The organism is Wolbachia endosymbiont of Folsomia candida (assembly GCF_001931755.2).
Taxonomy (GTDB): domain Bacteria; phylum Pseudomonadota; class Alphaproteobacteria; order Rickettsiales; family Anaplasmataceae; genus Wolbachia.
In genome coordinates this window covers 89082-115929 of the sequence record NZ_CP015510.2, presented here as the reverse complement: position 1 = coordinate 115929, position 26848 = coordinate 89082, and the positions used below count along the sequence as shown (strand labels likewise).

Below are 26848 nucleotides of genomic sequence, written 5' to 3'. Positions count from 1 at the left end.
CTTTATTAATATAGCGTTATGTTAGCGTACACATCATCGCACCTTGTGCTTGCGCAGCTAACAATAATTTACATGTATACTTTAATTTGTAAGAACATGGTTTTAATATATAAGATCTAATGCATTATACATGCAGACCTAGCACCACATCACCCACCTGCACATTCTTTCCCTCTTGAATAGGAATGCTTTTGATTACCATCGTTGCTTCTGCACATATAATATTTTCCATTTTCATTGCTTCCACAACAAACAAAGACTGTCCTATTTCTACCTGATCTCCTATATTCACATATAGTTTAACTAATAAGCCAGATATCGGCGACTTTACAGCCTCTGCTGAAATTTCCTCCGCTTCATTACTCAGCATTAATTTATTTAATTCAGCCACATGTGGATGGAATACAGAGCACTCTGTCTTCATTCCGGCATGCTTTATTAAATATTTATTATTTTGTCTCTCTATTTTTAGAGTAATATCTACATCATCATTAATTGTTATATATAGTAATTTATAGCTATTTTGTTTCCATTTACCTCTCACAGAGTATGTATTATGATTATATACTGCTGTTAATGTGCTATCTTCGTACTTTGCATTTATGGAGTATTCATTTTCATTTATATTCACTATGAATAAATCTCCTGCATGGCCATCTGTCATACAAGTAGCAGATGCTGGTTCTTTTTTTCTGGATTCCAGTGTCACGCACTGGAATGACATTGGAGAGTGAGTAGCTGCCGCTGGTTCTTTTTTACTAGATTCCAGTGTTACGCATTGGAATGACACCGAAGAACACTGTTTTTCCTCACTCTCCAAGTGAGCATACAGCGAAGCTAAAATAGATATTTTTATATATTCTTCTGTAACAAAGTCACCATGAAATCCATCAGGGTAAAAGTCTGGAATAAATCTAGTGTGAAGTTTGCCTGCAATAAAATTTGGATGATGGAAAATAGACTCAAGAAATTCTATATTATTTGTGACTCCTTCTATATAGCATTCAGACAATGCTTTTTGCATTCTGCTGGTCGCTTCTATTCTATCTTTTCCGTATGTTATCACCTTTGCAATCATTGAATCATAGAACATACTAATTTCCGAACCTGCGGCTACTCCATCATCTATTCTTACATAATCATTTTCGCTTGGTTTATCATAGTATTTTATTCTCCCACTAGAAGGAAAGAATTTCTTCGACGTATCTTCAGCGCAAATCCTACTTTCTATTGCCCATCCAGTAAGTTTGATATCATCTTGGCTAAACCTTAATTTTTCTCCGCAAGAAGTTCTGATCATTTCTTCCACTATATCTATTCCAGTAATAAACTCAGTTACTGGGTGTTCAACTTGCACTCTAGTGTTAACCTCAAGAAAGTAGAATTTGTGATTTTTGTCTACAACAAACTCAACAGTACCTGCTGAAAAATAGCCCACCTGCTTTGCTAGACAAACACACTGAGCATACATTTCTTGTCTCACTTTCTCATTGATAAACGGACTTGGAGTTTCCTCCATTAGCTTCTGGTTATTCCTTTGTATCGAGCACTCCCTCTCTCCAAGACAAACTATATTGCCATATTTATCCGCTATAATTTGTATTTCGATGTGTCTTGGTAGCTCTATATATTTCTCTATGAATATGCTGCCATCTTTAAAGCTTTTTTCTGCTTCATTTGTTGCTGATATAAATGCAAGTTCAACTTCTTGTTTTGAATGTACAACACGCATTCCCTTGCCACCACCACCTGCAGCAGCTTTGAGCATAACAGGAAAACCAATTTCTTCAGCAACTTTTGCCGCATGAGTAGCATCGTTAATTTTACCCATATAACCTGGCACTACATTTACTCCAGCTTTTTTTGCAGCTTCTTTTGCTGTGATTTTATTAGCTGTAGCTTCTATTGTTTCTGCACTTGGACCGATGAAATCTATATTATATTTTTGAAGAGCACGTGGAAAATCCGGATTTTCTGCTAAGAAACCATAACCAGGATGCACCGCCTGCGCACCTGTTTCAATTGCTACCTCGCATATTTTATCAATGTTTAAATAACTAAGGCAAGAAGGCGAAGGGCCAATGTATCTTGATTCATCTGCTTGTCTTACATGCACAGAATTAACATCTGCGTCCGAATATACACAAACGCAAGATATACCCATTCTATGGGCAGTTTTTATAATTCTGCAGGCAATTTCTCCCCTGTTTGCTATTAAAATTTTACTGTACTTTTTTTCTGTCATTTATGTGTGCTTATCTCAAGTTAAGAAAGTACATTCCTATATAATGACCTGCAAGTAATTTCTATTTTCATTAAACAGATATACCTTCTGAAACTTGTGTAATATCAACATCTTGCATTGAAGTGCCGTCATTATGCAAGTTGTATATCTCTTTGCATGCATTAAATGATAGATATGTAACCCCAGCAAAAGCCATTGAAGCTATTGAACTCAGTGCAAAAGTCTGAGAAGTCAAAAATAAAAGATATAAAGACAGACACAAAGCAGCAATAGAAGCCACAGCTCCTATTACATATAAAAATAGGTGAAAGTTTTTATTACATATGAGCTTATCTTGTATGCCTACAGCTTTTTTTATATCTTCTTTTTCTGTTTTGCTAACACAATCAAGAGGAGTTTTTTTATCTTTATTCAATGCGCATTTACTACGCAATGCCTCTACAATATAACTCTTATCATTTTTTAACTTTTCCTTTACCTCTTTTAATTCCTTTTGAGACTCTTTTATATCTGCATTATTTCCAGCTTCTTTTGCTTTTTTAATAAAGCCCTCTAGCCTTTTAATTTCATTATTTGCAGTTAACTCCAAGTGCTCAAACACTCCTTTTACTATAACCTGAAGTATTCCCATCCTTGCTGCTATATGCAGTGGATTTTCATGATTCTCATTATATTCTAATAAACGAACATTTTTTTCAATGCTTTGCTTAAAAATATACATAAAAGCATTAATATTTCCTGCTCTTGCCGCTATGTGTAAATAATTATCTCCATCTCTATTTACTTTTTTCTTTTTATCATTGAGTGGACTGCTGTACCTGAAGCTAATGTCTAGTACTTTTAATAATTGAAATTCAGCTTGTTCTGAAAATATTCCTCTTAAATTCCTATTTTTAATAGCTAAGCATAATGCATTTTCTCCAGTACTGTCTTTCATTGCACAATCAGCACCCTTTTCTAATAGCACTGCTATGATTTTAACGTCAGGATTTTGTTGTCTTAAAGCAACGTGTAAAGGTATATTTTTATCTCCCAAGTTAATTATTGAAGAGTCGTTATGCCCATTTGTTACACCTGCGCTTAGAGCAGTTTTAACTTTTTCACCATCACCTTCTTCAATTGCACAAATCAGATCTTTAAGCTTTTTAAACTGAGCAGTAGTCACACCACACCCCACAATATTTAACCAATAATAAATTATACAACATAGTTTATTAAAAATAAATATAATTAATTGTAACAAATTTTAGCTAAAATAAAAAGCAAAGCCTTGTTCAGATGTATAATTTTTAATATTATGGACAGTATGGAAAGGTGGCTGAGCGGTCTAAAGCACACGCTTGGAAGGCGTGCACATATGAAAATATGTCGGGGGTTCGAATCCCCCCCTTTCCGCCACACCAGCAAGTTCACACAGCGACCTGAGTACTTAGGAAAAATTGGCTCCATACCCTTATCTCCTACCAACTCCTGCGCTTCGGCTTGTGCTTGCTCCTTGACTTACGTTTACATCACTCAGCGTTGTGCTACTTTCCTCATGCAACAACCTATTTATGCCCATATTAATCAGCTCAGGATTAACTGTTTCATCTCTCAAGACTTGGGTTTTATTATGCTTAATTTCGTCTATTATTGAACTGAGTAATTGTTCTGGTGAAGAAGAATTATGTTGCATAACATGCTTCACAACTGCTTCTACGATTCTAACTTGATTATCTATTACTATGTCATATAAATCATCATCAAAACCTCGTGTTTTTTTTGAAAAGATCTGGCTTATCCTACCAGTATGCTCTGCCCTTTGAGCTTCCTGCTCTGCCCTTTGTTCTAGTTGATCTAGTTCTGCACTATATTCAGCTTTCCTTCTTCTATCTTTTTCAAAAAATGTTTCCAGTGGTTTTAATTCCTCATTCAATAAAGTTGCTAAGTGATTGAGCACAAAAACTATTACATTTCCTATCTCCTTTTTTGTGTAAACATTACTCTGATAACGTATGTAATATTTATTTATTTTCTCATCCAATTCTTTTTCACTTTGATTGTGGTAGTAATAATTTACCATAAGGTTTGAAAATTGTGACAGTTCTTGGTATGAAAGCTCTCTCATATATTTTTTACTTATTTCAGTAAACTCTGTTTCTTCTTCTCCCAACGCAAATTTCTGCTGCTTAAATAAATCATCATTAAATCTTACATTCCTCCGCGTAGGAAAACAACTCTCTATATTCTCGCATAACTTAACTGCGAACTTATAATACATATTTATCAAATTGGTATACTCGAGCATTGGCTGCACAAATATTCCATCCGGTTTTACTTTACCAGCCTTATTGCTTTTTAATATTTGATATTGCTCTTTAGCTTCTTTCACCAGCTTCTCCACTTCTGGCTTTATTATTTTCAACCCTTCAGCACTTTTACATTCTTGGTTTAATTCTTTTAAATTTTGCACCCACATTTCTTCGTAAGATTTTTGATATTTTTCATTATATTTTTCAAAACTGCCTTTTATTTTATTCATTGAATCAATGCAATTTTTCGCTTCTTGCATCGGTTCTTTGCTGCTCAATATTTTTTTCACTAAGCTTAACATATTTTCCAGTGGCTCTACGTAATGCTCTTTTGCTTCTCTAAGATAACGATTTCGTTCCTGCATCAGCATGCCTTCTTCCCACAACGCTAGATAAAATAATTTACTGCTTGCAGCAACATTAATTATTTTATACAACTCTTTGCCGCTATTGATCAGGCTGACTGGAAGTTCTCCAAATAACCTATATATATGACCATATGTTTTATTTGGATGAGTTTCCTTCATTACATAATCATGCACGCTATTTAGTGCTTTCTTAATTTCGGTAATCGTTTTTTGTATATCATCTGCAGCAACTATTTGCTTATCTGGATGATATCTTAATGATAATTTTTGAAAATCTTTGATTCTTTCTTTGGCATATTCACCATGTTTTTCTTTACTCTTTTTTCCTTCTTCCACATCCTGCAGACTCGAATCAAGACTCGTTAGTATCCCTTTTAACTTAAATTGCTCCAGGGCCTTATTTAAAGTCATATTAGCATCGCCATCAAAATTATGACTTAGAGCAATTGCTCTGATTAAGTTGCCGAACCTGTCTGTTGGTACCAATGCATTTGCAGTATTAGCTCCATTTCTCAAATAAGAATATGCTGTTGCTACTCCTGCTGCCGCTGTTATCGCTGCCACGGTTGCACCTGTTGCTAGACCGATTGCCATTTTTTTCGCTGTATCCATTCTTTGCACCCCTTTTGTTAATTGTTGATAATTGAAAAAATACCCATATTGAACAATGCGCCATTGATGCACTATTACATTTGTAAAAAATCCCAGAACCACTCTCCAAAATAAAGAATATCTATCATAATCCTTCGCCCTTTTTTCTTGGGGCTCGGTCATCATAATATCTTTTATTTTAGAACTCCACGGCCACCACCAATGAGCTTTCATTTCACCAAACGCTTCCAGCAGCTCTAGGCATTCCTTTTCTAAATTTTCACGGTTTTCATTTTTTTGCTGCAGCTCTTTAGCATTCAAGCCTTTTTGCTTGCAGAGATATTCAAACACAGTTGGACCAAACTCCCAAAAGAGCACTCGATATTTTTGGTGCTGAGAAAAGCGCCGAATAACATTGTTCTGCCAGCATGGCAGGTTTACACTACCAAACGCATATTCAGGAAAAATTGGCTCCATACCCTTATCTCCTACCAACTCCTGCGCTTCGGCTTGTGCTTGCTCCTTGACTCACGTTTACATCACTCAGCGTTGTGCTACTTTCCTCCAGCAACAACCTATTTATGCCCATATTAATCAGCTCAGGATTAACTCTTCCATCTCTCAAAACTTGGGTTTTATTGTGCTTAATTTCTTCAATTATTGAACTAAGTAATTGCTCTGCAGAAGAGTTATGCTTCATAACATGTTGCACAACTGCATCTACAATTTCATCTTGGCTATCTATTACTATATCTTTTAGCTCATCATCAAGACTACGTATTTTTCTTGAGAAGCACTTGCTTACCCTCTTAATCTGCTCTGCCATTTCAGCATACTGATCTGCTCTTTGCTTTGCTTCTTTTTGCATTTCATGCTGTTCTTTTATCTTTTTTTCTAATTTATGTATCTCCTCTTCTATCCTTTTAAACCAAGTTTTCTCTTTTTGAAATTCTTCCTTTAAGAGATTTACATATTTTTTTAATATTTGCACTAATATCATTCCTCCAATCTCTACTGCTGTTGCTTCTCTTGATCCAAATCCATATGATCTTGGTACGCAATATGTCTTACCATACATAAAGCTCATGATTTCTGGAAAGCTATTCTCCTTAAAGGATTTTATGCATTCCTGCAACTCAGCAAGTGAACGACTATTTATATCGTTTGTTACATCAAACTCTATATTGGTCATCTCTTTTGCATGTGCTTCGAAAATTTTTGTTAAATGTTTTATACTGCAATTACTCAATAGCTCAACATATTTCTGTACAACCTCATTATATTCTAATATTGGCAGCACAAAGCACTTATCAATAGGACACTGATCTATTTGAAAAGACTCTGGTAACATTTTTTTCAGTTCCTTTTTAATCTTTTCTCTGGCTGGTAAAATATTAGCTAGCCTAATATATTGTCCAATACTGTCCTTTAAAAGACTTTTAACTTCATCTTTTATAACTTCTAAGCTCTTATCTTTATCGCACCTAAACTTTAATTTAATCAAATTATCAAACCAAAATTCCTGATAACCTTTGATATAATAATCTACCAACTTATCAAATTCTTGTTTCAACTGCGCTGGATTATCAAGATAAACTTCAAGATGCTTTTGCGTCTTTTCTAAAAACTCATTACGAGAATACAGTAAATCATCCTGCCTCCAAATTGTTATATTTCTTAGTTCTGCAGCTACGTTTGCATTTATAAGACCTGCGAATTTATCCCTATTTTTGTGCAGAAAGTCCAATGCTACTTGAGCAAACGTCTTATATCTAAAAATATCTCTTTCTTTTTTTGATGTTTCATATAACTCTTCCATGACCTCCTTGATATTATTTAAAGTATCCATTCCATTACCTCCTTTGTCCGAATGGAACTTTAGCGCTGATTCTCTATATTGCTTGCTAAATATTCTTGTAAATGACTGGTTATATTCACTTATAGCCTCTTGGCTGTAACCTAAATTTCTAACACGCTCCAAGCTTTCATCTAGACTAGATAAAGTTTTATAAGAAAAGCCAAATGAAGATAATGCTTTTTCCAAATTCATTTGATAGACCATTGCAAATTCAAGAAAATTGATAGATTTTGAGCACCCTGGAGCACTTGATTCCATTCCTTCTCCTGAAGGTTTTGCCTGTGGATCAGATGGTTGATAATGTTCGTTATCGCTTGAACCTTGAGAATAATCCTCTTCCTGCGCGCTGAATTGCTGATCGCTTGGTTGCTGCATTGCCTCTTCAGATGGTTGATAATGGTTGTTATCGCTTGGGTCTTGAGAATAATTCTCTCCCTGCGCGCTGAATTGCTGATCGCTTGGTTGCTGCATTGCCTCTGTAGATACATCTATATTACGTACTACATCTATTCCAGAAACAGATAAACTGCGTTGCCGATTTCTCTTCATGTAGCCTCCATTATCAGGCTGCACAGACTCTTTAGATACATTTATATTACGTACTGCAGTCCCTCCAGGAGCAGATAAACTGCGTTGTTGATTTCTCTTCATATAGCCTCCATTATGTTGAAAAAGAATAGAACGATGGGTTAATACAGATGTAAACATCACTAGTACTACCCGATATAAAAAAGAGTAGCTTGCATACTTTTCTGCTCTTTCCTTTTGACTTTCAGTTAGAATAACCTCACTAACTCTAGAGCTCCATGGCCACCACCAATAAGCTTTCATTTCACCAAATGCTTCAAGTACCTTGAGGTATTCCTTGTGCAACTTTTCACGGTTTTCATTTTTTTGCTTTAGCTCTTTAGCATTTAAGCCTTTTTGCTTGCACAAATATTCAAACAAAGTTGGACCAAACTCCCACCAGAGTATTCGATACCTTCTGTGATTTGATAAAAAGGCTACAATATTGTCTTGTTGTATAGCCCTTTTAATTTCAGAAATAGAACGCATGTTTTAGCCCCTACCTGCTTGGGCTCCCATAATTTGATCTGCATTGATACCACTCAGCGAAGTTGGAACACCTCTTATACCAATTTTGATCAGCTCAGGATTAACTGTTTCATCTCTTAAGACTTGATTTTTGTTGCACTTGATTTCTTCAATTACTCCATTCAGCACTTGCTCTGCAGAGGAGTTATGTTTCATAACATGCTCTACAACTGCCTCTACAATTTCATCTTGGCTATCTATAACTATATCTTGTAGCTCATCATCAAGACTACGTATTTTTCTTGTAAAAGCCTTGCTTACCCTCTTAATCTGCTCTGCCCTTTCAGCATTCTCGTCTGCCCTTTGAGATTCCTGCTTTGTCTTTTGCTCTGCTTGGCCGACCACCATATCGTTAGCCCTTAGCACTCCTCCGTGAGTTGCTACCAACCAATTAGCTAGACAATTCCCAGGCAAAACTTTTACATCTATGTTCCTAAATTTCTTAGTAAAACGCTGTTTTTGATGTTCATCATACTCTTTTGAGATAACCTCGAAAGCATATAGACCCATACGTAAGCTCCCCATCATTTTATCTGCATTTATATCGTCTTGATGTGCTTCGAACATATATGGAAACCTATCTTGAAAATGATACCATAACCTTTCCCACTTACCGGTATCACTTGTGGGATCTTCTTTTCTTTTTGACGCGTTATACTCCTTAAGTATCGAATATAGAAGACTATATATCTTTGCTGTATCGCTATTGGATTCTTTATTAAGCTTACTCTCTATTTCTTTTATATAGTCAATTACAACTCTATCATCACCAGTTGACATAGATAAGTAAACTATCTCCAACACTTCATATAATACGATGTAGACCCCTTCATGCTCCTCGTCTGTATTAGGAACGTATTTCTCTCCCATAATTGTTTCATGCCAAAAATCTTTAGCAGTGTCGAGTAACTCATTGAATAAACCAGTTTCACGGTTCGCTTTGCCACTTTCTCTTGCTTCTTGTAGATCATTTGCTATGTATTCTAGGCTGGCTAACGTAGTCTTAATAAATGGTGAACCACTACTTTTAAATATAGGTACATTTCGACTCACAGGGTCAGAAAATTTCCCATCTTTGCCAACAATAGTAGAAATGAATTTAGCTATATCGCTTCTATCAAAATCAAATAATACTTTGTAAACCCTTCTTGCAATTGTAAAAATTGATTGTAAAGCAACTTCTTTCAACTCTTTAGTATCAAAAGCATTAGCTAATGATCCTACATGAGCCCCATTAATAGCCAATACCCTTACTATATCCAAATATTCTTCTTTTTTTTGTGCATTTGTTTCTGCTTTAAATTTTCGTACAGCGTAATCAATACATCCACTAAAATCGTAACTTACAGATAAGTTTCTTAGCTGTTTTTTAGCATTATTTATACTTTCCTTTGACCCTGTATATTCGTATAACGGATTTTTTCTATTAATGGCATGTTTACTAGAGCTAAAATAATAGTCAAGTAACTTATTATATTCAAGCTTAACAAAATCCTTATCTAGAAATTTATTATCTTGCATTTTTTTTATAATCCCTTCCTTAACTGTATTTATTTTTAATGAGAAAGATTGTTTATCACTATTCAATTGTCTTATTTTTTCAAGTAGTTTATTTCTTAGACCACTTACAGTATCAGCATTTTTAACCTCCTTTTCACATTCACTGATTGTTTCATTTATCATTACCTCACATTCTTTAGAAAAATCAGCATTAACGGCTGCTGAAACGCTGTCAGAAACATGTAATCCTTTGTTGTGATCTTGATAATCCTGCAAACCAGTATCTGCAAATTGTGTTATTATAGATTTCGAGCATCCTTCTGCTGAAGCTTTTAATTGTTCTCCTTGTTTGCTAGAGCGTATTTGCAACAGTCTGCCACTACCATAAAAATTCTCTACTTTTGTCAAGCATTCCATTTTTTTATCTCTTTGAATATTACTTAACTCCTCAATATTAATACGTTTTTTTTCATTAAGATATTTTACTTGCTCATTAGCAATTGCAAGAGAAAGCTCACACTTAGTCATTTGAGACATAGAAAGCATATCATAGTTGAAAAGTGCACGAATAAGCCAATACTGCCAAAGCTGACAATACTTTGGTCCCAAAAGAATTTGTACTAGTTTTGGATCACTATTATCAATTGCTACTTTTATTTGTCTATTAACCGATTGACCAAGAAAATTTGCCATTTACTACCTCTCACTATTTAAAGAAATGCAGTACTAACAGCTTTGTGAAATAAGAACAATACTTATTTTATAATTTATTTAGCATTATCAATGCTATAATTTATATAATATGTTAATTTATTAAAATTCTACAGTCTAAAAAGAAATAATTTTTTAAGAAAGTGTCAGATGTATAGTTCAATAGTGCAATAGTAAGGTTGGTTGTAACTCTGGAACGATACATGTAATGAATCTATTGTCAGCCAGTCAATATTTTGTTAGTAATGTAAGTAAAATGAAGTTGTTATGTTTAGGTTAGATAACAGGAAATTCTTGGTTACTGGTGCGTCAGGTGGAATAGGCCAGGCAATTGTAAAAATCATGCACGAAGCTGGAGCAATTCTGTGTATTTCTGGCACAAAGAAGGAAGTGCTTGAGGAAGTTGCTAAGAAGTATGAAAAAAATATACATGTACTTCCTTGCGACTTATCAAATTCTGAAGAGGTAAGTCAATTAATAACTAAGGCAAGTGAACTGATGGAAGGTTTTGACGGGCTTATATGCAATGCTGGTTCTACAAATAATTCATTTGCTATTCCGCTTTCCTTACCAATCAGTATTTTGTATTGCGCGTTACTTTCTTTTAATAACTCCTCTACTTCATTCTTTATTATCTCGAGCCTCTTATTTTTTTTGCATTTATCAAGGAGCATCTCTAATTGTTCTACTTTATTACTGTAATAACGCTGTTTATAGCTTTCATAATGCCCATCAAACTCACTTTTCTTCATTTTTACAAAAGCATCTACTGCGTCAGTAGAATTTTTTCCACTTGCGTAATCTTTCATCAAATCAAAGCTACTTCTCAGTTTTTTTATCAAGCCTTTTGCTTCTTTTATATATTCATTCCTTCCCCGCATTAGATGTCCTTCTTCACGATATATTAATGAATGCAGGCTATCCAGCACAATAGAACCACCATCAAGAGATGATATATCAACCAAATCCAATATATCTTTACCGCTGTTTAGCGCGCTCATTGCCATCTTGCCATATAGCTCGTAAATTCCATAATATTGATTGTAGATACATTTGTGCTTTTTCATCACATGCTCATGTACATTTCTCAGCGTTTCTACCGCTTCATTAATTAGCTTCTGCTCTGCATCAATGTCCATTCCCGCTCGCTTATTGGCTTTCTTATCCGAGTGATATGTCTTTGATAATTTCAATATAACTCTCACCAAATTTTTAAAGTACTGATCATGTTGCTCTTTAGTTTTTGTACCTGCTCGTACACTTTTCAGACTCTCATCTAAATGACCCAGTAACCATCCAAACTGCATCGATGAAAGTGCTTCATTCAACGTAGTACTGTTTACATTTAAAATTATTTTAATTAAGTTATCCGACTTAACTTCTAGACTATCTTCAACATTAGCTTGATCAGATCCGAGTTTTTTTGCTAGCCAAGGCCAATTATTCGATAGTATATCTTGATTAATGTGCTTTTTTATATCAAATCCAAATGGCATTTTTCCCTCCGTTAACTCTTGATAATTATAAAAGTAGCCATACCTTGAAACACAAAATTGGTGCGATATGACATTAGTAAATAATGAATAGATCAAGCGCGAGACAAACGAATAATCATTATAGTCTATTGCTCTATGCGCCTGTTTTTCAGTTATTTTGATGTCTTTTATTTCAGAGCTCCATGGCCACCACCAGTGCCTTGGCATTTCCCCCAGTTTTTCAAGTAACTTAAGGCAATATTCTTGATTCACCTCTTCATTACTAGGTTTTCTCTTTGTATTTTGATAATCGATCAAAACTGTAGCTGTAATTCCAAGCAGCATCACACTTGAAGCAATTGCTGCCGTAAATGCTGCTCTACGCGTTGATGTGAGCAAAGCACTCGCAGTTATCAAAGCAGCGCAATAAGTTAAAACCAAACCATTTTTTGTATAATCTGGATGTTTACTCTCCTTCATTTTGTGCTTACTTTTACCCACAAATATAAAAAAGCTAGTAAAATAGCAAATTCATATATTTGATAAAGGGTTTAAAAATGTACGGAGTAAATACAAATACGCAATATACTGATAGCTTAGGGGACAAATGGCTAGAAAGAGAGTTGAGACATGTTAATCTGGGAGATATAAGGCTTAATAAGAGGCTTATTACAACAAGTTATCTTATAGAGCGTAAGGCATCTGGATCAATTAATCAAAGTTGTGGTGGATGGAAAGAAGCTAAGGGCGCGTACAGGTTGTTTAGTAATGAAAAGCTTGAGGCCGAGAAAATTTATTCTTCTCATCATAAAGAAACAGCGGAAAGGATAAAAGGAAATAAGCTTATATTTTCAATCCAAGATACTAGGCTCTGTGAACAAAATTTCGTTGTGAAAGAATAAGATGGGAAAAAGGATATAAAAAAGGAGGAGAAAGTGGTAGTTTAACCCAATTAAGCAATAAAAAAGGAGAAACTACCGAATGGAATATTACATACAAGAAACAAAATGGGAACAAATTTTTGCATTTTTGAAAAGTGTGAAAGGTATACACAGCAAAGATGAAACGCAACTGAGAAGGTTCGTGGAAGCAGTCTGGTACATGGTCCGAAGTGGTTGCCAGTGGCGTCTTTTAGGAGAAATATATGGTAATTACAGGAGTATACACAGGAGGTTTAAAAAGTGGTGCGAAAAGGGAATTTGGGAAAAGCTATTTAAATATACACAAGATCCAGATTTAGAGGTGCACATGATAGATGGCACAATCGTTCGAGCGCATGCTTGTTCGGCTGGATACAAGAAGGATTCTGGAGCTCAAGAGGCATTGGGACGCAGTAAAGGTGGCTTTACAACAAAAATTCATGCACTTGTCGATGCTCTTGGAAATCCGTTAAAATTTACGCTTACTGCCGGTCAAAGACATGATATTACACAGGCTGAAGCGTTAACAGACAATGTCTATAACTCTATTGTAGTAGCAGATAAGGGCTATGACAGTAACGCATTTATTGGCAGCCTTGAAAGCAAGGGATGTGAGGTCACCATTCCACCAAAAAGGAATCGAAAAGTGCAAAGAGATTATGATAAACATGTTTATAAAGAGCGGCATTTGATCGAGTGTTTTTTCGGTAAAATCAAAAATTTTCGACGGATTTTTTCGAGGTTCGACAAGACTGCTATAGTGTTTATGGGCTTTTTGAACTTTGTTGGTGCACTTATATGGCTACTCTAAAATTTTGTTCACAGAGCCTAGTTATTTGGATTTTGACTCTCATATAAATACCAAAGGGCTAGGCAGTATTTCTAAAGCTTATACAAAGCATAAAAAGGGTTTGCTGCTGCATAGTGCCTTAATGGTCAGTAAAGAAGGATTACCTTTAGGTTTATCTTCTCAACAGTGCTGGGCGCGTCCCGCTAGAAAAGAAGAAACAGCAAAAGAAAAAGCAAATAGGAAATACCGTACTTCTATAGAGGAGAAAGAAAGTTATAAGTGGATAGCAGCACTAAAAGAAACCATAAATAACGTTTCCAAAGATGTACAACTTGTCACTCTTGGTGATAGGGAAGCAGATATCTTCAAATTTTTATGGATAGCTGAATCATTGGGTAGTTTTTATGTAATCCGTAACCGAGCTAATAGAAAATTTATCTGTACTGAAGAGGGAAAAACAGATTTGCAAACACGCATAGCTCAACTTCCGGTAAAAGAGAAAATCGTCTTGGAAGTTGCTAAAAACGGGCACCAGAAGTCAAGAAAAGCAAATATTGAAGTAAAATATATGAAAGGCTATATACCTATCAGAGCGCCTTACATTTATGGGTCAAAAGATACAGCACATAAAATAAGTGATAAAGTCGCTGTATATGTGGTAAGCGCAAAGGAAATGGATCCTCCTAAAGGAGTTGAAGCTATCGATTGGACTTTGTTAACTAATGTACCAGTTAATAGCACTTTAGATGCCATAGAAAGGATAAATTGGTATAAGCTACGATGGAAAATTGAAGAATACTTTAGAATTTTAAAATCAGGATGTAAAATAGAAAGCTCTCGTTTAACTACAAAGGAAAGGCTACAGAAATTAATTGCTATAAAGAGCATTATTACATTTAAAATTTTATATTTAACAAAAGTGGCTTTATCGCATCCTATGGAGGCTTGCACTAAGGTTCTAAGCAATGAAGAGTGGAAAGCTCTTTACATACGTGAGCATCAAGTGGCCACATTGCCCGAAGAACCTCCAAACATAAAACAAGCTATTATTTGGTTAGGAAAATTAGGTGGGTTTATGAATAGAAAAGGTGATAATTTACCAGGAAGTATGACTCTATGGCGAGGCTATGAAAATCTTAGAGAGAGCATGGTTATGCTTCACATAATAACTTCTCAAAGTTATGGGTAAAAGTAAGCATTTTGTGCAAGTGATCGAGCAAGGTAGGACCAAACTCCCACCAGAATATTCGGTATTTTTTGTGATTTGCTAAAAACCTAATCACATTACTCTTCCACACTGGCAAGCTCACAGAGTGACCTGAGTACTTAGGAAAAATTGGCTCCATACCCTTATCTCCTACCAACTCCTGCGCTTCGGCTTGTGCTTGCCCCTTGGCTCACGTTTACACCTTGTAAAACAGTATCTGGATCTATACCAGCTTTTCTGAGTGCCTCTGCAAGTCGCTCTGCTCTTTGAGATTCCTGTTCTGCCCTTTTCTCTGCCTCTTGCCTTCCTTTAGCTTCCTCTTGCCTTCCTTTAGCCTCCCGATCTGCCCTTTGAGCATGTTGTCTTCCTTCTTCTTCTATCTGCTCTATTTCTCTTTTTAACTTTTCTATTCGCTTTTGCCTTTCCTCTGATTCTCTTTTCTCTCTATCAAAATAAGTTTCCTTTTCTTGAAATTTTTCATCTAACCTTTCCTCTAAAAGCTTTAGCGTAAACACTATTAAATTTATTATCTCTGCATCACTTTCTTTTTGATCGGAAAATTCACTCATCATTTCTGCTATTCTCTTTCTTCCAAGAGATTTGCTAGCAAACATACCCTCTGGATAGTAGTTATTTATCACTTCATCAAGAAAATTTAATAATTTCGCATCTGAAAACTTTCCTATTTCTTTCTTGCTTTCTTTTATAAAATCCGAGTCAACTCCTGTTTTACTTAACATTTGCTTTAACTCACTATCAGAAACTGCCCCTTTTTTTATTTCATTACACAACTGAGTAATAAACTTACAGTACATTTCCGCTAAAGCTTTATAACTTAACGCTGGTTGCACAAATAATTCATTTGCTATTCCGCTTTCCTTACCAATCAGTATTTTGTATTGCGCGTTACTTTCTTTTAATAACTCCTCTACTTCATTCTTTATTATCTCGAGCCTCTTATTTTTTTTGCATTTATCAAGGAGCATCTCTAATTGTTCTACTTTATTACTGTAATAACGCTGTTTATAGCTTTCATAATGCCCATCAAACTCACTTTTCTTCATTTTTACAAAAGCATCTACTGCGTCAGTAGAATTTTTTCCACTTGCGTAGTCTTTCATCAAATCAAAGCTACTTCTCAGTTTTTTTATCAAGCCTTTTGCTTCTTTTATATATTCATTCCTTCCCCGCATTAGATGTCCTTCTTCACGATATATTAATGAATGCAGACTATCCAGCACAATAGACCCACCATCAAAAGATGATATATCAACCAAATCCAATATGTCTTTACCGCTGTTTAGCGCGCTCATTGCCATCTTGCCATATAGCTCGTAAATTCCATAATATTGATTGTAGATACATTTGTGCTTTTTCATCACATGCTCATGTACATTTCTCAGAGTTTCTACCGCTTCATTAATTAGCTTCTGCTCTGCATCAATGTCCATTCCCGCTCGCTTATTGGCTTTCTTATCCGAGTGATATGTCTTTGATAATTTCAATATAACTCTCACCAAATTTTTAAAGTACTGATCATGTTGCTCTTTAGTTTTTGTACCTGCTCGTACACTTTTCAGACTCTCATCTAAATGACCCAGCAACCATCCAAACTGCATCGATGAAAGTGCTTCATTCAACGTAGTACTGTTTACATTTAAAATTATTTTAATTAAGTTATCCGACTTAACTTCTAGACTATCTTCAACATTAGCTTGATTAGACCAGAGTTTTTTTGCTAGCCAAGACAAATTATTCGAGAGTTTCTTTTGTATATCTGGATTAATGTGCTTTTTTATATCAACTCCAAATGGCATTTTTCCCTCCGTTAATTCTTGATAATTATAAATATAGCCATACCTTGAAACACAAAATTGGTGCGATATGACATTAGTAAATAATGAATAGATCAAGCGCGAGACAAACGAATAATCATTATAGTCTATCGCTCTATCTGCCTGTTTTTCAGTTATTTTGATGTCCTTTATCTTAGAGCTCCACGGCCACCACCAATACCTTGGCATTTCTCCTAGCGCTTCAAGTAACTTGAGGCAATCTTCTTGATTCGCCTCTTCATTACTAGGTTTTCTCTTTGTATTTTGATAATCGACCAAAACTGTAATTGTAATTCCAAGTAGCATCACACTTGAAGTCACTGCTGCCGTAAATGCTGCTCTACGTGTTGACGTGAGCAAAGCACTCGCAGTTATCAAAGCAGCGCAATAAGTTAAAACCAAACCATTTTTTGTATAATCTGGATGTTTACTCTCCTTCATTTTGTGCAAGTGATCGAGCAAGGTAGGACCAAACTCCCACCAGAATATTCGGTATTTTTTGTGATTTGCTAAAAACCTAATCACATTACTCTTCCACACTGGCAAGCTCACAGAGTGACCTGAGTACTTAGGAAAAATTGGCTCCATACCCTTATCTCCTACCAACTCCTGCGCTTCGGCTTGTGCTTGCCCCTTGGCTCACGTTTACACCTTGTAAAACAGTATCTGGATCTATACCAGCTTTTCTGAGTGCCTCTGCAAGTCGCTCTGCTCTTTGAGATTCCTGTTCTGCCCTTTTCTCTGCCTCTTGCCTTCCTTTAGCTTCCTCTTGCCTTCCTTTAGCCTCTCGATCCGCCAGTGCAGTTGCTTGTTTGGTTTTTTCTTCTGCTTGATTTTTGCCACTTTCCCAACCCTCTTCTTTTTCTTTTTGTTGTAATTCGAGATGGTTTTTTATTCCTTTTCCCATATTATCTAGAAAGTTACCCAATTGGTAATGACTTTTAGCTTTTTCCCATTTAACACTATACAACCAGTTATTACAAAATAAAGCTCTCCATTGTGTACCTTTTGCAATTGTATATAGAGCTAATATGTCGTTATTTCTTTCTGTTTTTTCTCTTTCTCTTATCTTTTCAAGATAGTCATATATAATGCCATCATCATTAAATATAGCTGTACATAAAATTATGTTGAGAAACTCTGCTTCTTTAATTTTCACTTCATGATATTCAGCACTATCTGTCGCACTAACCCTTTCCCATCCATTTAAAGAGTATAACACTTTCATTACAGGGTCGCACAGGCAGAAGTAAAACATAGACGGAAATAAGCTCCGAGAACGATTTAATTTACCATCTTTTGCTCTTGATTCTATATCTTTAGCGTGCCTTAACAATTGCCTTTGCAAATATTTATGTTTTTTGTCGCCAGTGTTGATTGGAATAATTATTTTATCAAAATCAGGTACTTTTAAGAATTTTCCCTCCTTATCAGGAAATGCTGAAACTAATGTTATTACATAATCATTAAGGTGACCAAATAACATTTCATGTACTTCCATCAAGATTGTATTAATAGACTTCTCACTAAATTTTTTTATCTTTTTGTTATCATGCTGCGCTAAATAGTTCTCGTATCCACTTCCTCCATTTACGGCATTAACAATAAATATGCTGATTATATTCAAATCAGGATCTGTTTTATTAGCTGCATATTTTAATAATTTATAAAATTGCTCATAATCTACTTCTTGTTTTAAAATTTTCTCCTTTACACTTTCTATTTTAGAGTTTTTTATATCATTATACAGTAGACACTTATCATTCTTGCTTGCAGAAGCCAAATAATCATCTAGTAAGATTTCATACATGTTTTTCATAAATTCCTTATCTATAGGCTTACCATCTGACATTGGCTCTATTACCTTTTCTACTATAGAACGTCGTTTATCAAGTAATGCAATACTTAATGCTTCATTTTCTTTTCTTGTACGTTCTAAGGAATTAATCATTTGATCTATACGTACTTTTTTTGCCTTGATATGATCCGAGTTGTTCATATCATCATTAGTAGTGCCTAAAAAATAGAGAGAAGTTTGTGCTAGACCTCTTACACCAGCCAAAACTCCTTTAGCAGTATCACGTACAGGCACATCACGCACAGTAATATTTTCTGGTATAGAGCCTACAGCACGATCTAACCATTGACCATTTTCTCCACTTGTATAATGATCTGCGCTGTTGCAACGATCTGCAATCTGAGTTGTCACATTTGCTCCATCCCTGACTGTAGTATTGATTGCTTCTTGGGTTTCTTTAATTACAGTATCACACTCAGAAAGTAGATTTTCACTGAGAACTTCTCCAACAATATCCAATGCTGAAGAGATATACCCCATTGAAGACTCATATGAAGTGTTCCCTGTTACATTTTTGTTACCATCTACAAGCGCAAGATCTTGACAATTATTCTCATTTGCACCATTATTACTTATAGTAGTATTTTGTATATTATGCTCTTGTTCATCAGGCGTGTAAAATAAGTGACGCATATCAATTGCTGTATTTAATGCATGTACTTCCTTTGTATAATTTTCGGCCTCCTCGCGCGTTATACTAGATAACTTTTTTAATAGCTCTTTGGTTTCCAGTATGCTTTCTGCCGCTCTTTCTTCTTTACCTTCTAGAAAATTTTCTTGTTTATTGAGTAATGCTTTTTGTTCATTTAATGCATTAAGTTGTTTTTTTATAATGCGTAAAAATAAATTGCAACCTGCTGACCTTTCTACGCCTAACATATTGTAAGAAATCATTGCGTGTGCTGCCCAATACTGCCAAAGCTGACAATATTTTGACCCCCAAAGGATCTGCACTAGCTTTACATCGCCAGCATCCATAGCTGCTTCTACACGAGTTTCAAATGTACTATAACTGCTAAAAAAATCTTCCATTTACTACCTCACCTTATATAATTAAATCAGTAAATCTTAATAACTGTTTCAATAAAAAGCAATGTCTTTCTTATAATTTATTTAGCATTATCAATGCTATAATTTATATAATATGTTAATTTATTAAAATTCCACAACCTAAAAAGAAGTAATTTTTTTAAGAAAGTGTCAGATGTATAGTGCAATAGTAAGGTTGGTTGTAACTCTGGAACGATACATTTAATGAATCTGTTGCCAGCCAGTCAATATTCTGTTAGTAATGAGGCAAAACGAAGTTGTTATGTTTAGGTTAGATAACAGAAAGTTCTTGGTCACTGGTGCATCAGGTGGGATAGGCCAGGCAATTGTAAAAATCATGCACGAAGCTGGAGCAATTCTGTGTATTTCTGGTACAAAGAAGGAAGTGCTTGAGGAAGTTGCTAAGAAGTATGAAAAAAATATACATGTACTTCCTTGCGATTTATCAAATTCTGAAGAGGTAAGTCAATTAATCACTAAGGCAAGTGAACTGATGGAAGGTTTTGACGGGCTTATATGCAATGCTGGTATCACACAAGACAGCTTAATACTTAGAATGACAAATGATTCATGGCAAAAAGTAATTGATATTAATCTAACTTCCACATTTACGCTAAATAGAGAAGCATTTAAGAAACTAATTAAAAATGATTGTGGAAGAATTATAAATATCTCCTCCATAGTAGGGTTAACAGGAAATGCAGGGCAAGCAAACTATGCAGCATCCAAAGCTGGGGTAATAGCTATGAGTAAATCTATAGCAAAAGAAGTTGCAAGTCGTGGTATAACAGTAAACTGTGTTGCTCCTGGGTTTATAGATACTAAGATGACTGAAGTTTTAAATACGGAACAAAAAGAAAAAATACTAGATAATATTCCAATGAAAAGAATGGGAACAGGAGAAGAAATAGCAGCAGGAGTGCTATTTTTAGCAAGTGATGAAGCAAGGTATATAACAGGGTGTGTATTAAATATTAATGGTGGACTTTTTATGTAATTACATTTGCACGTGGACAAATCATTAATTTTACTTTAAGATAAATATGTATAGGTTACAATGTTTTGGTTACATTATTTAAAGGCAAAAAAAATGAGCTCTATAATGAAAAAAATTTTTAGTGTTTTTTGTGTAGTATTACTCTTTTCTTTTTCAAGTTATGCAGATACTGCTCCTAGCAATCCTAAAGCTACTCCTCAGGTTGTAATGGATGATACGACACAAGTAATATGTAATATTATTGGTTATATTTGGGGTCTAGGTGGACCACTTATGACAGTAATATTTATTGGTGCAGCTTTGATGGCGATATTCGGTAGAATGCCTTGGCCTGCTCTTTTTGCATTGGGCATGTTCTGCGGTGTGTTTTTTGGTGCTAAGTCAATTATAATCAAAGTTATGCCAAACGTAAGCGATGAAGCAAAAGCTATGTTGCAGCAGTGCGGAAGAAAATAATTCATAAAAGCTATAATGCATTCTAAGGGATTTGATTGTTGATTTTTTAATAGGTTTACTAAAAATTATACTATTTTAGATATAATGATAATATCTAAATTTTAGGTATAAGGATGAATCTTATAATAAAAAAAGCTTTTAGTGTTTTTCTTATAATACTGCTCTTTTCTTTTTCTCATAGTAGTGGTGCTCCTACTAATAAGATTGAGGACGATGCAACTGCTCAAGTAATATGTAATATTATTGGCTATGTTTGGAGTATAGGTGGCCCACTTATGACAGTAGTAATAATAGGTGCGGCTTTGATGGCAATATTTGGTAGAATGCCGTGGCCTGCTCTTTTTGCTTTGGGGATGTTTTGTGCTGTTTTTTTCGGCGCTAAAGCAATTGTAAAGACAGTGATGACCAATATAAGTGGAGGTGCAAACAACTCTTTTATGGAACAGTGCGGGGTAGGTGATTTAAAAGCTGGAGGCTCACCGCAACCAGCAAAAAACCAGTAAAGGAATGATTTAATACATAATATTAGCAATAAAACAGCTAAACGTCATACAGCAGTTTATTTATGGTATTATTTTACTCCATAGATATAAATTTGATGCTTTGATTACAATATAGTACTATACTTACCATAGAAATATTATTTATGGAGTGAGGTATGGAATTAGCAATAGGAAGCAATGCACCTGATTTTAACTTACCAACAGATTCTGGTGAGAATTTATCACTTAGTGAATTTTCTAGCAAAAAAAATGTAGTTCTTTATTTTTATCCTAAAGACGATACCCCTGGTTGCACTATGGAAGCTAAAGACTTTAGGGATAAAATAGATGATTTCTCTTCTCTGGATACAGTAATAATTGGCGTATCAAAAGATAGTGCTCAATGTCACGCTAATTTCAAGGCAAAATATTCCCTACCATTCTATTTGGTTTCTGATGAGAATGCTAAAATGCTCGAAAAATATGGCGTTTGGGTAGAAAAAAGCATGTTTGGTAAAAAGTATATGGGAATAGAACGTACTACCTTTCTAATAGATAAGCAGGGTAAAATAGTCAATATTTGGAAGAACGTGAAAGTTAGTGGACATGTTGACGAGGTTTTGAAAGAAGTAAGGAAAATATAATGACGTCATTTCAGCACCCTCCTCCTATCATCCAAGTTTCACGCTACTTGCATGACACCATTTTTCGCATTTTTACCTTCAAATTTGCAATGTTCGTATAGTTATGTATAACACACTTAGATAACAGAAGATCGAGCTTCTAATCTCTTACCAAAATCATTGCTACGCAGAGACATAATAATAGATTTCAATGCATTATTAATAGCATGGTAAAACAAAATTTGGTAAACTTGGTTGGTATTTAGTTAAAAATTACAATGAAAAAATTTTTAGAAGGTTTGTTAATCTGGTTAGTGATTATAGTGCTTATTTCGGTTTGTTATATCCAGTTTAGTGGAGACATAGGCAAAAGTAAAACAACTATACCTTTTTCAGAATTTTTAACCAGATTAGAGGAAAATGATGTAGAAAATATTGTCATAAAAAACCAGAGCGTTGAAGGTAAATTTAAGGATGGGTCAAGCTTTAATTCAAGCGGTGTTATATACAGCGACCTAATAAAAAATTTACATGATAGAAAGGTAAGTTTCTCCTTTTCAACCGGAGATTCCGCAATGAGCGTAATTGGCAGTATATTAATTTCATGGGTTCCAACATTTATTTTTATTGGCTTATTGCTATTCTTTTTAAAGCAAACACAAGCTGGAGGGAATAGAACTATAAGCTTTGGCAAGTCAAGAGCTAGACTCATGACCAGTGGAAAAAAAGTAACGTTTGATGATGTTGCTGGCATTGATGAAGCAAAGGAAGAGTTGGTAGAAATCGTTGACTTTCTTAAACATAAACAAAAATTTCAAGCATTAGGTGGGAAAATACCAAAAGGCTGCCTTTTAATTGGTTCTCCTGGAACTGGTAAAACCCTTCTTGCTCGCGCAATTGCTGGTGAAGCTAATGTGCCATTTTTTAGCATTTCTGGATCTGATTTTGTTGAGATGTTTGTTGGTGTTGGAGCAAGTCGTGTTCGTGATATGTTTGATCAAGGCAAAAAAAACGCTCCTTGTATAATTTTTATAGATGAAATTGACGCTGTTGGGAGACACCGTGGTATTGGCCTTGGTGGAGGTAATGATGAAAGAGAACAGACCTTAAATCAATTATTAGTTGAGATGGACGGATTTGAATCCAATGAAGGTGTAATAATAATTGCTGCAACTAATCGCCCAGACGTTTTGGATCCAGCATTACTCAGACCCGGTCGTTTTGATCGACAGATTACTATTTCTTTACCTGATATAAATGGGCGTGAGAAAATCTTAAATACGCATATAAAGAAAATATCAATGGCGCCCGATGTAAATGTGAAAACAGTTGCGCGAGGGACACCAGGTTTTTCAGGGGCTGATTTAGCAAATTTAGTAAATGAGTCTGCACTCATTGCTGCAAGAAGAAATAAGAAGATTGTTACTATGGATGATTTTGAATACGCACGTGATAAAGTCATGATGGGAGTAGAAAGGCGATCTCTCATTATGAAAGAAGAGGAAAAGAAATTAACTGCATATCATGAAGCTGGTCATGCAATAGTTGCTGTTAATATGCCAGCCTCTGATCCAATACATAAGGCAACAATTATTCCTCGCGGTAGAGCACTTGGTTTAGTTATGCGCTTACCAGAAACTGACAGGGTATCTCTCACAAGAGAAAAGATGATAGCAGATATAACAGTTGCTATGGGTGGAAGAGTAGCAGAAGAATTGATCTTTGGTTATGACAAAGTTACAAGTGGCGCATCTTCGGATATAAAACAGGCATCTGATTTATCACGTGCTATGATAACAAAATGGGGAATGAGCGATAAAATAGGCCTTGTATATCATAACCGTGAACAAACTGTACATGGCTCTGATGTGATTTCTGAAGATACATTAAAGATTATAGATGAGGAAGTAAAAGGTGTTATATCTTCTTGCTATGAAAATGCAAAGAATATCCTGACTAAACATAAAAAAGGATTAGATCTTATTGCTGAGAATCTACTGGAATTTGAAACTTTAACAGGAGATGAAATAAAAGATATATTGGATGGCAAAAAAATCATCAGGGATGAAGATAAAAATAACGAGGAAGTAAAAAAATCCTCTCTATATTAATTAAGCACGCACATTCAACCTGTGTATTACCCCAATTGCGGATTAGGAATTGATGAAAAAGCCGAAAAAATAGGGTAAACTCCACAATATTTATAAGCTTTTTGATAGGAGGTTACCCATGGATAAAAATATAACAGATTGACTAACATGGGTGAAACGAGCGAACTAACCCACAACTGTACGAACATCCCGTAAAGCGATAAGACTGGTATTAAGGATCAACCAAGGGTGTCATCCCAGTGCCCAGACACTGGGATCCAGTAAATTTATTCATTATATAGCTAAAATAGGTAAGTGTTACCCTTCTTTTGTCATCCTATGACTTGATCATAGGATCCAGTTTAAAGAAATTCCTGGATTCCAGTGTCACGCACTGGAATGACACCATTTTCTTGCACTTTTGCCTTAAAGTTGCAGTCTTCATACAGCTCTATGTCACACTACTTGCATGACAATTTGATTTTACCATGTGCAAAATAATTTTGAAAGAAGTCTATTAAAATAACTATTAATCTTTTTATATAGAGCAAGCCTAAAAATTCTGATAAGATCACTTCATTTACAAAAAACATGCTAGTTGACATTGAAAAGCGTAGCGTAACAAATGCATTGTGGAAGCTGCAAGAAGCAAGTCAAAGGGAAGTCCTAACTCTTACTCAGAAATTTGAGTTACCAGAAATATTGGCAAGAATACTAGTTACTCGTAATGTGAACACAGAAAATGCTAGTGATTTTTTATATCCATTAATCAGATCATTATTGCCAGATCCTTTTCATCTTCTTGATATGGATAAAGCTGTCTTCCGAATAATAAAGGCAATAAATAATAATGAAAATATTGCAATCTTTGGTGATTATGACGTTGACGGTGCAACATCATCAGCATTGATTAATAGATATTTAGCAGCAATAGGTACATCTTCTATAATTTATATTCCAGACCGTATTGATGAGGGATATGGATTAAATGTAGATGCTTTATTGGAGCTTAAAAAAAGTGGGATCGATTTATGCATTTCTGTTGACTGTGGCACACTTGCATATCAGCCAATAGAGGATGCAAAGAACTTTGATCTTGATATCATAGTTGTAGACCATCACCTTGGTACAGAAAAATTACCTAGTGCTGTGGCAATTGTGAATCCAAATCGCCTTGATGAGAGCTCTCCTTATAACAATCTAGCAGCAGTTGGAGTATCGTTTTTGTTAGTTGTCGCTCTTAATAAAAGCCTACGCACGCAAGGGTTTTTTGCTGGTAGAAAAGAGCCAGATTTATTTGATCTACTTGACCTAGTTGCTCTTGGAACTGTCTGTGATGTGATGCAAATTACCAGCTTAAATAGAGCATTCGTTGCGCAAGGATTAAAGGTTATGTCAGCAAGAAAAAATGTCGGCTTGCGTATTTTATTTGACGCTCTAGGAATTCTTGAAAAACCAAGCGTTTCTCGATTAGGGTTTGGCATTGGACCATGCATAAATGCCGGAGGAAGAATTGGAGAAGCATCACTTGGAGCAAGGCTGCTTTCCACAAACGATGAAGAAGAGGCGCACTCGATCGCGCTAAAGTTAATAGATTTAAACAATGCAAGAAAAGTGTTAGAGAACGAAGCTCTTGTGAAGGCTACAGAACAAGCTGAGGAATCTGCACAACTGGGCGCAAATTTTATAATGGTAAGTGGCAACTGGCACCAGGGAATAATTGGTATTATTGCATCAAGGCTAAAGGAGCAGTTTCATCTACCAACAATAGTAATATCTTTAAATAATGGAATAGGAAAAGCAAGCTGTAGGTCAATTTCCGGAGTTGATATAGGTGCAGCAGTGCTTTCTGCAAAGTTTGTAAATTTAATTATTGAAGGAGGCGGCCATAATATGGCAGCAGGGTTTTCGATTGCAGAAGACAAAATAAATGATTTACATGATTTTTTTGCTGAAAGATTTTCAAATTCTATAAATGAAAAAACTTTAAAAGCCGACGGTATACTAACGGCTAAAGCAATAAATTTATCTTTATGGAATCAATTACAGCGCTTAGAGCCATTTGGACCTGGCAATCCTGAACCAAGGTTTATCATTCAAGGAGCAAAAATCAGGAAGCCTGAAGTGATAGGAACTGATCATATAAAATGCTTCATTGCAGATGATAATGTTATGGTGAGAGCAATCGCTTTCCGCTCCGTAAATACTGAGCTTGGCGTTGCTATTATGCAGGGTAATATTAAAGCCATTTTAGGAAAGATCTCTATGAACTACTGGAACGGAAATGGATTTATACAATTTTTAATAGAAGATGCATTAACCATCAGTTGATTTACTACATCTATATCAGCCTCAACAAAAGGCTTCTTTCGAAACTCTGTCATCCCAGTGCCTAGACACTGGGAT

Annotated in this window: 17 protein-coding genes, 1 tRNA gene and 1 pseudogene; 11 read left to right on the top strand and 8 right to left on the bottom strand. The window is 35.2% G+C overall.

All coding sequences use genetic code 11. From position 1 onward, the window contains the following. Positions 1–124: 124 nt before the first annotated feature. Both ASM33_RS00455 and ASM33_RS00450 read right to left on the bottom strand, forming a co-directional pair. Positions 125–2245 carry an acetyl-CoA carboxylase biotin carboxylase subunit gene (locus ASM33_RS00455; RefSeq protein ID WP_110409519.1) on the bottom strand — a complete coding sequence of 707 codons (2121 nt, stop codon included), beginning with the start codon at positions 2243–2245 and terminating at the stop codon, positions 125–127. A 70-nt stretch (positions 2246–2315) separates the two neighbouring features. Continuing rightward, positions 2316–3410, bottom strand: coding sequence for an ankyrin repeat domain-containing protein (locus ASM33_RS00450; RefSeq protein ID WP_237342920.1), 1095 nt, complete (start codon positions 3408–3410; stop codon positions 2316–2318). Positions 3411–3553: 143 nt separating this feature from the next. Between ASM33_RS00450 and ASM33_RS00445 the strand changes: the two genes are divergently transcribed. Beyond that, a tRNA-Ser gene (locus ASM33_RS00445) sits at positions 3554–3643 on the top strand. Between the two features lie 55 nt (positions 3644–3698). Here the strand turns inward: ASM33_RS00445 and ASM33_RS00440 are convergent. From ASM33_RS00440 to ASM33_RS00430, 3 genes are read right to left on the bottom strand one after another with little or no spacing between them, the layout of a single operon-like run. After that, a complete protein-coding gene (locus tag ASM33_RS00440; RefSeq protein ID WP_157956342.1) occupies positions 3699–5972 on the bottom strand; it encodes a hypothetical protein in 2274 nt (757 codons plus the stop codon). A 4-nt stretch (positions 5973–5976) separates the two neighbouring features. Beyond that, entirely contained in the window at positions 5977–8409 is a 2433-nt protein-coding gene (locus tag ASM33_RS00435; RefSeq protein ID WP_110409521.1) for a hypothetical protein, read from the bottom strand. A 3-nt stretch (positions 8410–8412) separates the two neighbouring features. Beyond that, on the bottom strand, positions 8413–10641 hold the full coding sequence (locus ASM33_RS00430; RefSeq protein ID WP_110409522.1) for a hypothetical protein: 2229 nt from the start codon (positions 10639–10641) through the stop codon (positions 8413–8415). Between the two features lie 285 nt (positions 10642–10926). Between ASM33_RS00430 and ASM33_RS08855 the strand changes: the two are divergent. Further along, positions 10927–11226, top strand: a pseudogene (locus tag ASM33_RS08855) (SDR family NAD(P)-dependent oxidoreductase); the annotation flags it as partial. Here ASM33_RS08855 and ASM33_RS08850 read toward each other — a convergent pair. Next, positions 11130–12635: a hypothetical protein gene (locus ASM33_RS08850; protein ID WP_162297596.1), complete on the bottom strand. Its 1506-nt coding sequence runs from the start codon at positions 12633–12635 to the stop codon at positions 11130–11132. The pseudogene ASM33_RS08855 and the gene ASM33_RS08850 overlap by 97 nt on opposite strands. Positions 12636–12673: 38 nt before the next feature. Here ASM33_RS08850 and ASM33_RS00415 point away from each other — a divergent pair, with 38 nt between their 5' ends. The 3 genes from ASM33_RS00415 to ASM33_RS00405 all read left to right on the top strand — a co-directional run bounded on the left by ASM33_RS00415 (position 12674) and on the right by ASM33_RS00405 (position 15033). Continuing rightward, positions 12674–13036, top strand: coding sequence for an IS4/Tn5 family transposase DNA-binding protein (locus tag ASM33_RS00415; protein WP_157956341.1), 363 nt, complete (start codon positions 12674–12676; stop codon positions 13034–13036). A gap of 79 nt (positions 13037–13115) precedes the next feature. Then, complete coding sequence (locus tag ASM33_RS00410; RefSeq protein ID WP_110409356.1) at positions 13116–13865, top strand: IS5 family transposase; 750 nt, start codon at positions 13116–13118, stop codon at positions 13863–13865. Between the two features lie 4 nt (positions 13866–13869). Then, the gene (locus ASM33_RS00405) at positions 13870–15033 is read left to right on the top strand and encodes an IS4 family transposase (RefSeq protein ID WP_157956340.1); all 1164 of its coding nucleotides are present in this window, start codon (positions 13870–13872) and stop codon (positions 15031–15033) included. Between the two features lie 161 nt (positions 15034–15194). Here the strand turns inward: ASM33_RS00405 and ASM33_RS00400 are convergent, their stop codons facing one another. After that, entirely contained in the window at positions 15195–17474 is a 2280-nt protein-coding gene (locus ASM33_RS00400; RefSeq protein WP_157956339.1) for a coiled-coil domain-containing protein, read from the bottom strand. Between the two features lie 4 nt (positions 17475–17478). Next, positions 17479–19776 (bottom strand): hypothetical protein, encoded by a 2298-nt coding sequence (locus tag ASM33_RS00395; protein WP_110409527.1) that lies wholly within the window; start codon positions 19774–19776, stop codon positions 17479–17481. Positions 19777–20056: 280 nt separating this feature from the next. On the opposite strand from ASM33_RS00395, the gene fabG reads away from it, so the two are divergent. From fabG to recJ, 6 genes are all read left to right on the top strand, one after another. Next, positions 20057–20791 (top strand): 3-oxoacyl-[acyl-carrier-protein] reductase, encoded by a 735-nt coding sequence (gene fabG, locus ASM33_RS00390; RefSeq protein ID WP_110409528.1) that lies wholly within the window; start codon positions 20057–20059, stop codon positions 20789–20791. A gap of 93 nt (positions 20792–20884) precedes the next feature. Then, entirely contained in the window at positions 20885–21247 is a 363-nt protein-coding gene (locus ASM33_RS00385) for a TrbC/VirB2 family protein (protein ID WP_110410538.1), read from the top strand. 113 nt (positions 21248–21360) lie between these two features. Then, positions 21361–21750 (top strand): TrbC/VirB2 family protein, encoded by a 390-nt coding sequence (locus tag ASM33_RS00380; RefSeq protein WP_110409529.1) that lies wholly within the window; start codon positions 21361–21363, stop codon positions 21748–21750. 155 nt (positions 21751–21905) lie between these two features. Further along, a complete protein-coding gene (gene bcp / locus ASM33_RS00375; protein ID WP_110409530.1) occupies positions 21906–22373 on the top strand; it encodes a thioredoxin-dependent thiol peroxidase in 468 nt (155 codons plus the stop codon). 257 nt (positions 22374–22630) lie between these two features. Continuing rightward, the gene (gene ftsH, locus ASM33_RS00370) at positions 22631–24463 is read left to right on the top strand and encodes an ATP-dependent zinc metalloprotease FtsH (protein WP_110409531.1); all 1833 of its coding nucleotides are present in this window, start codon (positions 22631–22633) and stop codon (positions 24461–24463) included. A 570-nt stretch (positions 24464–25033) separates the two neighbouring features. Beyond that, positions 25034–26773 carry a single-stranded-DNA-specific exonuclease RecJ gene (recJ, locus tag ASM33_RS00365; RefSeq protein WP_110409532.1) on the top strand — a complete coding sequence of 580 codons (1740 nt, stop codon included), beginning with the start codon at positions 25034–25036 and terminating at the stop codon, positions 26771–26773. Positions 26774–26848: the final 75 nt, after the last annotated feature.